General features: G+C 65.1%; 15 protein-coding genes and 1 pseudogene. 13 read left to right on the forward strand and 3 right to left on the reverse strand.

The features are described from left to right. Positions 1-26: 26 nt before the first annotated feature. A complete protein-coding gene (locus LDB29_RS22805; RefSeq protein WP_257541749.1) occupies positions 27-320 on the reverse strand; it encodes a DUF2285 domain-containing protein in 294 nt (97 codons plus the stop codon). Positions 321-782: 462 nt separating this feature from the next. On the opposite strand from LDB29_RS22805, the gene LDB29_RS22810 reads away from it, so the two are divergent. The 10 genes and pseudogenes from LDB29_RS22810 (at position 783) to LDB29_RS22855 (ending at position 7,775) form a co-directional block, all read left to right on the forward strand. Next, on the forward strand, positions 783-1,055 hold the full coding sequence (locus tag LDB29_RS22810) for an AlpA family transcriptional regulator (protein WP_306812059.1): 273 nt from the start codon (positions 783-785) through the stop codon (positions 1,053-1,055). After that, positions 1,056-1,889, forward strand: a pseudogene (locus LDB29_RS22815) (replication initiator protein A); the annotation flags it as partial. A 203-nt stretch (positions 1,890-2,092) separates the two neighbouring features. Next, complete coding sequence (gene parA / locus LDB29_RS22820) at positions 2,093-2,746, forward strand: ParA family partition ATPase (RefSeq protein WP_257541753.1); 654 nt, start codon at positions 2,093-2,095, stop codon at positions 2,744-2,746. Further along, positions 2,743-2,997, forward strand: coding sequence for a hypothetical protein (locus LDB29_RS22825; RefSeq protein WP_257541755.1), 255 nt, complete (start codon positions 2,743-2,745; stop codon positions 2,995-2,997). Before parA ends, LDB29_RS22825 begins: the two co-directional genes overlap by 4 nt. Continuing rightward, a complete protein-coding gene (locus LDB29_RS22830; protein ID WP_257541757.1) occupies positions 2,994-3,512 on the forward strand; it encodes a DUF2840 domain-containing protein in 519 nt (172 codons plus the stop codon). Before LDB29_RS22825 ends, LDB29_RS22830 begins: the two co-directional genes overlap by 4 nt. Further along, positions 3,509-4,054 (forward strand): S26 family signal peptidase, encoded by a 546-nt coding sequence (locus tag LDB29_RS22835; RefSeq protein WP_257541760.1) that lies wholly within the window; start codon positions 3,509-3,511, stop codon positions 4,052-4,054. The genes LDB29_RS22830 and LDB29_RS22835 overlap by 4 nt, the downstream gene beginning before the upstream one ends. A 67-nt stretch (positions 4,055-4,121) precedes the next feature. Continuing rightward, positions 4,122-4,469 (forward strand): DUF736 domain-containing protein, encoded by a 348-nt coding sequence (locus tag LDB29_RS22840; protein ID WP_257541762.1) that lies wholly within the window; start codon positions 4,122-4,124, stop codon positions 4,467-4,469. After that, positions 4,466-5,398, forward strand: coding sequence for a lytic transglycosylase domain-containing protein (locus tag LDB29_RS22845; protein WP_257541764.1), 933 nt, complete (start codon positions 4,466-4,468; stop codon positions 5,396-5,398). Before LDB29_RS22840 ends, LDB29_RS22845 begins: the two co-directional genes overlap by 4 nt. Continuing rightward, on the forward strand, positions 5,395-5,715 hold the full coding sequence (locus tag LDB29_RS22850) for a hypothetical protein (RefSeq protein WP_257558009.1): 321 nt from the start codon (positions 5,395-5,397) through the stop codon (positions 5,713-5,715). Before LDB29_RS22845 ends, LDB29_RS22850 begins: the two co-directional genes overlap by 4 nt. A 938-nt stretch (positions 5,716-6,653) precedes the next feature. Continuing rightward, entirely contained in the window at positions 6,654-7,775 is a 1,122-nt protein-coding gene (locus LDB29_RS22855) for a DUF3363 domain-containing protein (protein WP_257542037.1), read from the forward strand. Here the strand turns inward: LDB29_RS22855 and LDB29_RS22860 are convergent. Then, positions 7,764-8,282: a MarR family winged helix-turn-helix transcriptional regulator gene (locus LDB29_RS22860; RefSeq protein WP_257541767.1), complete on the reverse strand. Its 519-nt coding sequence runs from the start codon at positions 8,280-8,282 to the stop codon at positions 7,764-7,766. The genes LDB29_RS22855 and LDB29_RS22860 overlap by 12 nt on opposite strands. A 97-nt stretch (positions 8,283-8,379) precedes the next feature. On the opposite strand from LDB29_RS22860, the gene LDB29_RS22865 reads away from it, so the two are divergent. Beyond that, a complete protein-coding gene (locus LDB29_RS22865; RefSeq protein WP_257541770.1) occupies positions 8,380-9,294 on the forward strand; it encodes a DMT family transporter in 915 nt (304 codons plus the stop codon). Then, positions 9,294-10,439, forward strand: a complete 1,146-nt coding sequence (locus LDB29_RS22870; protein WP_257541772.1) for an MFS transporter — start codon at positions 9,294-9,296, stop codon at positions 10,437-10,439. Before LDB29_RS22865 ends, LDB29_RS22870 begins: the two co-directional genes overlap by 1 nt. A gap of 40 nt (positions 10,440-10,479) precedes the next feature. Here the strand turns inward: LDB29_RS22870 and LDB29_RS22875 are convergent, their stop codons facing one another. Then, positions 10,480-11,916, reverse strand: a complete 1,437-nt coding sequence (locus LDB29_RS22875) for a PLP-dependent aminotransferase family protein (protein WP_257541774.1) — start codon at positions 11,914-11,916, stop codon at positions 10,480-10,482. A gap of 113 nt (positions 11,917-12,029) precedes the next feature. On the opposite strand from LDB29_RS22875, the gene LDB29_RS22880 reads away from it, so the two are divergent. Continuing rightward, a complete protein-coding gene (locus LDB29_RS22880) occupies positions 12,030-12,266 on the forward strand; it encodes a thioredoxin family protein (RefSeq protein ID WP_257541776.1) in 237 nt (78 codons plus the stop codon). The last annotated feature ends 14 nt before the right edge of the window (positions 12,267-12,280 follow it).

Here is a 12,280-nt window from a genome sequence, read left to right on the forward strand (position 1 = left end):
CGAAGACTGCCGCCGATCCCCAGAGATCATGCCTTGTTGGCTGCCGATTGTTCCAGAATCCGCTTGTAACCTTCACGCGAAAACCATTGCGCGCGTTCGAGATGGCTTTGCCAGCACCGATAGCTGAGCAATTCTTCGGCCGCCGGATCACGGTGCAGGACGATTGACGTGACTTCCTTCCAGTCAGCGCCCTCGGCCTTGGCATCGAGAAGCCGCAGATAGGTCACGAAATGCCGTTCGTCATAGGCGGTGATCTCGTCGCCGGTCGGCGCTGTGTCATCCACATCGGGATCAAGTTCGACAGGGACCCGCATAGTCATTCCCCTCTCTTCAGAAGAGTGCCTGCGGTGCGCCCCCGCAGTAAGACTCTCTGACTCCTGGTGATCGGGGAGTTCGAAACCGCTGTTACACGGCCCCATGGCCTTTAGCTGGAAAGCCTGTTGCATACGCCACAGGCTCCCCGACCATAGGTCAAGGAGTGCGGTGCCGTAACGGCCGGCACCAAGCGGTAACAGAGGGGTTTCGACGCCCCGGAGCAGCGCGTCTGCTCTGCTTCGACTCATAGCCGACCCGCGCGGGAATGTCTTGACCGAATCCGCGCAGAAACTGGTCAAACGCTGAAATCTCTCGCCTTTTTGGCTCGACAATCGGCCCGTCAGGGGGTGCCGCCAGCGCATGGGCGCAACTGCGGCACGCTACAAGCCGCCGGTCCCTCGCCATCGTCCGCCACAGCCCGCTGTCGCTCCGACAGCCGCCTGCTTGACGAACCGGAGAGAGATCCCATGGCCATCCGCCCCAATGCGGACCTGCCGCCGCGCCTGCTGCGCACAAAGGAAGCCGCGCGCTTCCTCGGCTTGTCCATCCGCACCCTTGAGAAGCATCGCACCTATGGCACCGGCCCGACCTACCGCAAGATCGGCGGCCGGGTCCTCTACGCCGTCCGCGATCTGGAAGAGTGGAGCGCCATCGGCTCCCGCAAATCCACCCGCGACGAAAACGTCGGCACGGTCTTTCCCGCGCGTCCGCTAACGCCGCAAGAGCGGGACGAGCTGTAAATGCTGCGCGACGACGATCCCAGACCTACGCAGCCCGACCCATCCAGCGAGCGCACACGCCTGGACCCGTTCATCGTCGCGACCGGCGATGCTGCCCCCCGCGACCAGCGCGATCTGATGGAGCGCCCGTTCTTCTCGCTGGCGAAGCGCCCCCGCACCACGCCGATCCTCTACCGCGCCGCCGACGTCGAAGTTCAGGTCTTCGCCATGCCCGAACATGGCATGGCGACGATCTGGGACGCCGATGTGCTGATCTGGGCTGCTTCGCAGATCGTCGCGGCCGAGAACAACGGCATCCCCACATCGCGCTTCTTCCGCTTCATGCCCTATCAGCTTCTACGCTCGATCGGGCGGGCGACCGGCAATCGCGATTATTTGCTGCTCAAGGCCGCGCTCGCGCGCCTGCAATCCACCGTCATCGCCACCACCATCCGCAACGGCAAGCATTGGCGGCGGCGGCAATTCTCGTGGATCAACGAGTGGGAGGAAATGACCACGCGCTCCGGCCGCGTCGAGGGCATGGAGTTCGTCCTGCCCGAATGGTTCTACAGCAGCGTCATCGACCGCTCGCTGGTCCTGACCATCGACCCGGCCTATTTCCGGCTGACGGGCGGGATCGAACGCTGGCTATATCGCGTCGCCCGCAAGCACGCCGGGCGCCAGCCCGAAGGCTGGGCGTTCGAGGTCTCTCACCTTCACCAGAAATCCGGCAGCGCGGCGCGGCCATCCGATTTTGCGCTCGACCTGCGCCGGATCGCGGCCCGCCAATCTCTGCCCGGCTACCTGCTCCAGAGCGAATGGGAAGAGGGGCGCGAACTGATGCGGTTTCTTCCCGAAAATCTATCCACAGTGCCTGTGGAAAACCATGTGAATCCTATCGGGACATTAGGCGCACGCAGTATCGGGACATTAGGCGCAAATCCTTCTCCGGACTCTATAGAAGAATCTAACAAAGAATCTAACTCTTCTTCTTTGACGCGCGCGCACGCGATCCGTGGTGCCGGTGCCAGTGCTGCTTTTGGCCGGCGAGCTGCGCCATGATCGTCGCGCTCCTCAACCAGAAAGGCGGCGTCGGCAAGACTACGCTGGCCTTGCATCTCGCCGGAGCCTGGGCGCAGCGCGGCCAGCGCGTCATCCTGATCGACGCCGATCCGCAAGGCTCCGCCCTCGACTGGTCGCAGACGCGCAGCCATGAAGGGCTGCCGAGGCTGTTCAGCACCATCGGCCTGGCGCGTGACACCTTGCACCGGGAAGCCCCGGAACTGGCCCGCGACGCCGATCGCGTCGTCATCGATGGCCCGCCGCGCGTCGCCGCTCTGATGCGTTCGGCGCTGCTCGCCGCCGATCTGGTGCTGATCCCAGTGCAGCCATCCCCCTTGGATGGCTGGGCCTCCGCCGAGATGCTGGCGCTTCTCAGGGAAGCGCGCATCTACCGGCCCGACCTCGCCGCCCGCTTCGTGCTCAACCGTTGCGGCGCGCGCACCGTCATCGCCCGCGAGACGGCCGAGACGCTGGCCGATCACGATCCGCCCTTGCTTGGCCAGACCATCGGCCAGCGCGTCGTCTTCGCCGAGGCCGCGCAGTCCGGCCGGCTCGTATCCGAGATCGACGCCGACAGCCGGGCCACGCGCGAAATCGCCGCGCTTGCCGCCGAGATCGATCGGCTGCGCGCCGTGAGGATCGGACCATGAGCGGACACACCCACAAACCCGGCTTCGCCTCCCGGCCGGGCGATCCCGATAGCTGGGTCAAGGCTGCCGACACGCCGCCGATCGGCAAGGCCAGCGGCGAGGCGTTCACCGCCCGCCTGACGATCGACATCACGCCCGTGCTGCGCGGGCGCATCAAGGTCGCGGCCTTCCAGCGCGGCATCACCGTCGCCGACATGCTGCGCGAACTGCTCGCCCGCGAATTTCCATCCACCGAAGGAGATCCGATATGACCGGCAACGCGCCCCGCCGCTTGCACGGCCGTCCGCTGCCGGACGGGCCTCAACCCTTCACCACATTGGTCGAACTGATGTTCGACAAGCGCAAGGTCGAGCACTGGATACGGTTCGGTCGCAAGAACTACGAACAGATCATCGACCGGCGCCGCAGCGTCGTCGGCTTCGCGCCAGAGTGCATATTCGCCTTCGTCCGCTGGGCTGCCGGCGAACACGGCACGGTGATTTCGCGCATCGACATTGTGCGCGCGGTGCGACGCGCCGAGCCGTTCCAGACGCTGCCTTTCGTCCGCCCCGGCGGCGACATCCTGCTTCGCCTCGATAGCTGGACGAAGGTGCAGCGCGCGCTTGCCGCCATCGACGCGGTGGAAGCGCTCGGCCTCGATCCGGCCGACGCCGCGCCCGATCATTGGCGGCACGTCCACAACCGCCTGATCGCCGGTCTGGAGCCGCGCGATTACACACCCGAGCGCCATGCCGCCTGGATCGGTCGCCGGAGGATCGAGCCATGAGCCGCCGCCGCATTCTCGCGGCGGCGATGCTTGCCGTGATCGGCATCGCCGCCACCAGCGCCGCCGACATGCCGACGAAACTCATCTGGAACGCCACGGCCAGCGCTCCGATCGGCTTCTACACCATCGAGCCGACCGACCGGATCGAAGTGCCGGAACTGGTCGCCATCATGCCGCCCGAACCGCTCGCTGCCTTCATGGTCGAGCGTGGCTATGTCGGTCATGGCGTGCCGCTTCTGAAGCGCGTCCTTGGCCTTCCTGGGCAACGGGTTTGCCGCAGCGGCCGCACGATCACCGTGGACGGCATAGAGATGGGCGAAGCGCTGGAGCGTGACCGGATCGGCCGCGATCTGCCCGTCTGGCAGGGCTGCCGCGTCATCGGCGACGGCGAAATCTTCCTCATGAACGGGCAAGTCCGCGACAGCCTGGACGGCCGTTATTTCGGACCCATTCCCGCAAGTTCCGTCATCGGCAGGGCGACGCCGCTCTGGACCGATGAGGAAGGCGACGGCCGCTACGAATGGCGTGCGCCAACGCAATGACCGCTTTCCCATCAGCGGGAGCGGTGCCCGCCGATGGTCTTTCAACCGCACCGCCAAGGAGACTGTCATGCCCCAGATCGGTCAATTCACACGCGAGGCAACCGGCTTCATCGGAAACCTCGGAACGCTCCTGCTGCATCAGGACATCATCATCGTCGCGGCGGAACCGGCCGATGCGGAGAACGCACCGGATTATCGCGTTCACCTCTTCGACGGCATGAGCAACGAAACAGGGCCGGAGATCGGCGCGGCGTGGAAACGCACCGGCGAGAAGGCCGGTGACTATCTGTCCGTGCTGCTGGACGATCCTGCTTTGTCGCAGCCGATCCGCGCCAATCTGTTCCGCGATGACGATGCGGGCACGTCATGGTCGCTGCATTGGAACCGCCCGAAGCCGCGCGAGGAGCGGGCATGAGAACCGCGCGATACCGCGCCATCCCCGCGCTCAAAACCCTCATCCCGTTGTTCGCGGAAAAGCCGTCTCATCCCGTCGTCCCGCTCGGCCACCGGACGGCCGGGGCGCGCAGCGCAGGTCAAGGGCGGCCATTGGCCGGCGCTTCGCGCGCACCCTTGGCCGCAGCGAGCACGCTGGCAGGCTGGAGGTCGAACGGAGGCAGGGCGATCGTGCGATATGCCGGTCTCCTGCTGGCCGGCGTGCTCACGGTCGGAGCCTGTCCGGTCGCGGTATCGGCGCAGGCTGCACCAACTGCGCGCGCCAATCCCACCGATCCCTATGCCGGCTTCATCACCGAAGCCTCGCAGCGCTTCGGCATTCCCGAACACTGGATTCGCGCGGTGCTGCGCGCCGAGAGCGCGGGCGATGTGCGCGCGATCTCGTCGGCCGGAGCGATGGGATTAATGCAGGTCATGCCCGGCACCTGGGCGGGCCTGCGCGTCCGCCATCGCCTCGGTCGCGATCCCTACGATCCACGCGACAACATCATGGCGGGCGCGGCTTACCTGCGCGAAATGTGGGACCGCTACGGTAATGTCGCCGCGATGCTCGCGGCCTACAATGCCGGTCCCGGCCGCTACGACGAACATCGCACGACCGGCCGCGCCTTGCCCGCTGAGACGCGCGCCTATGTCGCCGCACTCGCGCCGGCTCTGGGCGGCTCGGTTGCATCCGAACCAGCGCGCCCGGCGCCGCCACCGCCGCCCGACTGGCGCGCGGCTCCGCTGTTCGTCGCGCGCTCGACCGACATGCGAATTGCCGCCGCGCCGTCATCCGATGTGCAATCCGGCGGCATCCGCGCGACCGTTCCGGTGCGCGATGCCGTCGATACGGAGCCGCCGACCGGCAGCATATTCGTGGCCCGCGCCGACGACGGGGGAGCGCCATGAGAGGCGCACTCCCGCGCTCGGCGCGTTCTGATCCGGTGTTCAGCCAGGCAGGCTTCTTCCTGTCTGGAAACCCGGCAGGAAGGGCAGAAGAGAAGGCAGGAAGGGAGGGCAAGATAAAGGAAACCGGCACTCCGCTGGCCGGATTTCTGAAATTGTTGTTGTCTGCACACTGGTTAGGTGCGCCGCGAGCGGCACCCCGTTTTTGGACGGCGCGAGCCGTGATCTTGCGCAAAGCCCTGGCTTTGCTGGGTTTCGACCGGCACCATGGCCGCCGAACGCCCGATTTTCCGCGATTTTGGCCGGAGGCGCAGCCATGAGCGCCGACGACGAGAACCGCTTCCGGCCGAAGCCCGGCCGCATCCGCGCTGATGCCCCCAAGCTTGGCAAGGCCAAGAGCTTTCTGACGCAGGCGAAGAAACTCGCCCGCCAACACAGCAACAGCCCGTCGCGGTCATCCGCATCATCCTCGCCACGCTCCAGATCGTCAGCCACAGCCAAGGGCGGCAAGGCATCGCGGGGGAGCAGCGGGCCGGGCCTCAAGCGTGGACGCGGCGCGTCGTTCGTGCGTGCCCGCACCTTGTCGGGCGGCTGGAAGCACAGCACGCCGGGAATGCGCCGCGTCGTCGTGAAAACCCGCTACGTCCAGCAGGCCGGGAAGAACGGCAAGGCGGCCGCCCATCTGCGTTACATCCAGCGCGACGGCACGTCCCGCGACGGCGAGCGCGGCCAGCTCTATTCCGCGGCTGACGACCGCGCCGACGGCGACGCCTTCCTTGATCGCGGCAAAGACGATCGCCACCAATTCCGGTTTATCGTCTCGCCGGAAGACGGCGCGGACCTGACCGACCTGACCGCACACACCCGCGACCTCATGCGCCAGATCGAAACCGACCTCGGCACGAAACTCGATTGGGTGGCGGTCAATCACTACAATACCGGCCATCCCCATGTTCATGTCATCGTTCGGGGCAAGGATGACATGGGCGAGAACCTCGTCATCAACGGCGACTATCTCGCCAATGGCATCCGCGAGCGGGCGAGCGAGTTGACCACGCTGGAGCTTGGTCCCGTCACTGAGATCGAGCAGACCCGTAAGCTCTCGGCCGAAGTCGATCAGGACCGTTTCACCCGCATCGACCGGGCCATGACTGAGGAAGCCGATGAACGCTTCATCGACCTGCGCCATGAACCCGACGATCCGCGTCGCCAGTTCGACCGGACGCTACGCCTGCGCCGCCTGGGTAAGCTGGAGCAGATGGGCCTTGCCACCGAACACGCGCCGGGCGTCTGGGAGTTGAGCGAGCGCATGGAGCCGACCTTGCGCGAACTGGGCGAACGCAGCGACATCATCCGCAATATGCACAAGGCGCTGAAGGCCGACGGGCTGGAGCGCGATCCGATGACCTTCCAGCTTCATGATGCCGCGCCCGAGACGCCCATCGTCGGCCGCGTCGTGGACAAATATCTCACCGACGAGATGGGCGAGAACCTGACCCTTGTGGTGGACGGGATCGACGGTCGAACCCATCATGTTCCGGGCATCGACCCGGCGCGCGTCGACGATGCCCGGATCGGCAGCATCATCGAGATCGGCCCGGCCGACACGGCGCAGCGGCCATCCGACCGCGCTATTGCCGCCATCGCCGAGGATGGCGTCTATCGACCGAGCCGCCATCTGGAACAGGCGAAGTTCGACGGCCGCGTGCCGGACGGCGACTATGAGGGCTTTGTCGATGCCCATGTCCGCCGGCTGGAGGCGCTGCGCCGTGCCGGGATCGTCGAGCGGATCGACGCCGACCAGTGGCGCATCCCCGAGGATTTCGAGAGCCGCGCCGCCGCCTATGATGCTGGCCGCAACCGGCAGGCCAGTATCCGCGTCATCTCGACCTTCAATCTGGAAAGCCAGATCGGGTCCGATGGCGCGACCTGGCTTGATCGGCGGCTGGTTACACCCGACGCCTCGGATCTCGCTCCGGCCGGTTTCGGGCAACAGGTCCGCGATGCTATGGACCAGCGCCGCGAGCATCATATCGAACAGGGTGACGCCATATACGCGCGGGACGGCCGCATCTTCTACCGGCGCGGCCTTCTCGCCACGCTGCGCGAGCGTGAAGTCGCCCGCGTCGGCGCGGAAATGGCCGAGAGCAAGGCTCTGCCGTTCAGGGCGACGGCGGGCGGCGAGAAGATTGGCGGCAAGTTCACCGGCACCGTGCAGCTATCGAGCGGCAAGTTCGCCATCGTCGAACAGAGTCACGAGTTCACGCTTGTGCCGTGGCGGCCGGTGATCGACCGCCAGCTTGGCCGAGAGGTTGCGGGCGTCGTGCAGGGCGGATCGGTATCGTGGCAATTGGGACGGCAGCGGGGGCTAGGATTGTGAGGTTGGCCCTCGAAGCAGTTTCGCCAACAATCCGTTGAACACGACCTGTTCCTCGTTGCTCAGCGTTGCGAGTATCGCCCGCTCATTTTCGACATGAGCGGGAAGCATCCCGTCGATCAGCGACTTACCCTTGTCGGTCAATGCCACGAGTGTTCCGCGCCGGTCGGTCGGATGCTTGAGCCGCTCGATGAGGCCGGCTTTCTCCAGCCGGTCGATCCGCGCTGTCATTCCGCCAGACGAGATCATAGCGGCCTCATAGAGAGTCGTCGGCGTCACCGCATAGGGGGGGCCTGACCTACGCAAGGTTGCGAGCACATCGAACTCGCCGTTCTGAAGGCCGAAGTCGACGAAGAAGGGATTGAGGCGGTCGCGCGTCACGACCTGCGCCAACTCCGTAAGCCGGCCAATCACTTCCATGGGAAAGGCGTCTATGTCGGGCCGCTCGCGTTGCCATTGGTGGGCTGCCAGCGCGGCCCGATCTCCGGGGGTGTGTAGTTCCATCATCATTATCTCTTGACAGCAAGATACTTTTCAAAAAGATTGTAGATCGCAAGGTTCACAATGGCAACGACCGTTTGCGTTGCCGAGAAATTCAAGGACGACAATGAGGAACGCGCTCATCCTGGGTGCGGCGGGTGCTGTTGCGCCAACCGCGCCAACAACCCTTCTATGCCTTCTTTCAACCGGCGGCCTGCTTGGGCTCACGACCGTTATTGCCGGCGTCGCCATTCGCCACGGCTGGCATCCGCTCGCCTTCCTCTTCTGGTCGGCATTGGGCGGCGGGTTAGTGCTCGCGATTCTCGCCGGTCTGTCGGGAGAAAGGCCGAGGCTGTCGCTCGCGCTGAGGCGCTATGCACTGCTGTCCGGCCTGCTCAGCTTCGCCCTGCCGAACATGCTGTCCTTCGCTGCGCTTCCTCATGTCGGTGCCGGCTTTATCGCCCTCTGCCTGGCTTTCCCGCCTTTGCTGACTTACGGGTTGGCGCTACCCCTCAAGCTCGACCGTCTGTCGGTGAAGGGCATTGCGGGCATTTTGTTCGGCCTTTGCGGCGCGGTGCTGCTCGCAACCTCACGACCGGCTGGTGGCCATACCAGCGCGATATGGGTCGCACTTGCCCTGATCGCTCCGATCATCATTGCAATGGGCAATATCTACAGGACCGTTGATTGGCCGAGCGATACATCGCCGCGCCTGCTAGCTCCAGCGATGCTCCTGACGGCCGACGTGATGGTGGGTATCGGCGCGATGACAATTCATGCTCCGCTTGTGCCTGCAACACCGCGCGTCGGCATCGTGCTCCTTGGCGCACAGATCGTCATCATCGCCGTGACCTACATTCTCTATTTCGTGCTCCAGAGGCTCAGCGGGCCGGTCGGTCTTAGCCAGATCGGATGGATTGGCGCGGCGACTGGCCAACTTCTGGCGGTCCTATGGTTGGGCGAGACGGTTCCGTCCATCCTGCCGCTAGCCTTCCTGCTGATTCTCACCGGCATAGTGCTGGTCAGCCGGAGGGCTCGGTAATGCAGAAACAATCTCTTGCCCTTCTTCTCGTCGTGTTGGTCGCGCTGAACCTGCGTCCTGCAATGGCAGGGCTTGGCCCGTTACTCGACCTCATAGAGCAGTCCACCGGGCTCAACTCAGCCGGTGCCGGGATGCTGACGACCTTGCCGGTTTTCCTGATGGGGATTGGAGCGTTTACGGGGCCGTATCTGCGCGTCTGGCTCGGCGACAAGCGAGGCGTTGCCGTCGGCATCATCCTGATCGCTGTGGCTTGTGCTGCCCGATGGGTCTGGAATGATGCGTTCGGCATGTTTGTCACGGCGGCATGTGCCGGCCTCGGCATCGCCATCGTTCAGGCCATGGTTCCGGCCGTCGTCAAGCGTTGGTTCGGTGCGGGCACCGGCAGAGCGATGGGCCTCTACACCACCGGCATCATGGGTGGAGCTGCGCTGGCGGCTGCAACTGCCGCCGGCTTTGCACGGGCAGGAGGCTGGCCATTCTCTCTGGCAATCTGGTCCGTGCCTGCCATCGCGGCGCTGGTCTGCTGGTTGACCCACCCGGACGCCGAGCAGGCCCGGAAGCAAGAACACACACCGAAGTCGTTCCATCGCCAGCGCCGGGCTTGGCTGTTGCTGATCTTCTTCGGCATCGGCACAGGCGCCTATACACTTGTGTTGGCGTGGCTTCCTCCATTTTACATGAGCCTTGGCCAAAGCCGCGATATGAGCGGCTATCTGTTGGCGGGCATGACGATTACGCAGGTGGTCTCGGGGCTTGGCGTCTCGACCCTCATAGGGCGTTTCCCTGATCGTCGCGCTCCGTTGGTCGCCGTTCTTCTCTGCGTGCTGGCTGGCCTCGCATGCCTCATCCTTGCGCCGATCGGACTGGCGTTCCCGGCGATCATTCTTCTCGGCCTTGGCATCGGCGCGCTGTTCCCGCTGTCGTTGATCGTGACGCTTGACCATGCGGACAACCCGATCACGGCCGGAGACCTGGCCGCTTTCGTTCAGGGGGGTGGCTATATTATCGCCAGCGCCATGCCGTTCATCGCCGGTCTCATAAGAGACAGGTTCGACGATCTCTCTCAGGCTTGGATGCTGATGGCCGCAGGTATAGTCGCGCTCATTGCCATGGCCGCACGGCTTTCGCCATCGAGCCGAAGGTGATCTCATGGGAGGGCGAAAACACCCGCAGCATCTAGCGCAATCACGGCCGCGTGCGCGCGAGCAGCCCGACAAGGCGCGTCAGTTCCTTTTCGTCGAGACTGGCATAGCCGATCCGAAACGCCTCGGGCGCATTCGCGGCTTCGAGCACGAACTGCAAGCCGGGCGTCACCGCCAGACCCGCGCGATGGGCGTTGGTTGCCCATGTCTCGGCGCTGAGGCCGGATCGCAGCCGGAGCCAGATCGCGAGGCCGCCGGCAGGAACATCGAACGCTACCTCATCGCCGAGCCTATCGATCAACTCACCAGCAAGATGGTCTCGCCGCGTCTGATAGATGCGGCGGGCCTTGCGCGCATGCCGGCGAAGGGTGCAGTCCTCGATCAGACTCGCGAGCGCCTGTTCGAGCGGAAGATCGCCCTGTCTGTCGATGGCTTCGCGGCGATAGGCCATGCGGGTGAGCAGGTCAGCCCGCGCCGTCACATATCCGACGCGGACGGCCGGCGCGAGCAGCTTGGAAAGCGAGCCGACATAGATAACCGGTAGTTCAGCCTCGGCGCGTCCCGCCAGCGGCAGCACGGGACGGCCATCGAAGCGGTATTCGTGGTCATAATCGTCCTCGATGATCGTCAGTCCGCGACGGCGCGCGACATCGAGCAGCTTCAGCCTGCGGCCCGCGCCCAGCGTCACCGTGGTCGGATACTGGTGATGGGGCGTGACATAGACCGCCTTCAGCAAAGGCTCCTGGCCCGCAAGATGCTCAAGACTGGTCACGTCGATTCCCTGGCCATCGACGGGCACGCCGATCACCCTTGCTCCCGCCGCCCGGAACGCCGCCCAGGCGAGCGGATAGCCCGGCTGCTCGACGGCAATGGCCTCTCCGGGTTCGATGATGGCGGAAGCGGCGAGGAACAGACCCATCTGGCTCCCGCGCGTCACCAGCAGATCGTCGGGCGATACGGCCAGACCGCGCTCGGTCCCGAGATAGTCAGCAAGCGCCGTTCGCAACGTGATCGCGCCGCGCGGATCGCCATAGCCCCCGTCCGACAGGAAAGCGGGAGCGGAAAGCGCACGGCGGAACGCCCGCGCCAGTTCGGCACGCGGCATGAGCCTGGAATCCGGCGCGCCGTCCGATACGCGCAGCGGAGGCGGGCTTTTTCCCGTCACCACGGTCCTGGCCGGAACGGACTTGCGCGTCCTGCCGCCGGTTTGGGTGATGTCCGGCAGGTCGCGTGCGACGAAGGTGCCGCGCGACGGCTCGGAGATGAGCCAGCCCTGCATGGTCAGTTCATGATAGGCCGCATCGACCGTGTTGCGGTGAACGCCGAGATTGCGCGCCATCGTGCGGGTGCCGGGCAAGGCGTCGCCGGGCTTCAGGCGGCCGCGCTCGATCTCGCGGATGAGCGTCGCGGAGAGGTTGAGAAAGACAGGCTGTCCGCCGTCTTCCTTCAGCTCGATCGAGATGTCGGCGCGCTTTTTCAATCCGGCCTATCCCTTTTTTCCGAACCGGCCCTCCTTAATAGGCCGGATAGAAGCTATTGCATGGGGGACCAGCCACCGCAATCCCGCCGTGGCCGAGAGAGAAGGAACGGAGCATGGCTGAGAAGGCAGTGTTCTATCACGCCGGATGTTCGGTGTGCGTCGATGCCGAGCAGCGATTTGCCGGCGCCCTCGACAGGAACCTCTATGACGTCGAGATCGTCCACCTGGGCGAGAGCAAAGGCCGCATCGAGGAAGCCGAGCAGGCCGGCGTGAAGTCCGTCCCCGCGCTCGTCATCGCCGGATCGGTCTATCACATCAATCACGGCGCCGATCTTTTGGCACTGCGCTGACCGCCATGTCGAGA

It is taken from the genome of Sphingobium sp. CFD-2 (genome assembly GCF_024611135.1).
GTDB classification, from domain to species: domain Bacteria; phylum Pseudomonadota; class Alphaproteobacteria; order Sphingomonadales; family Sphingomonadaceae; genus Sphingobium; species Sphingobium fuliginis.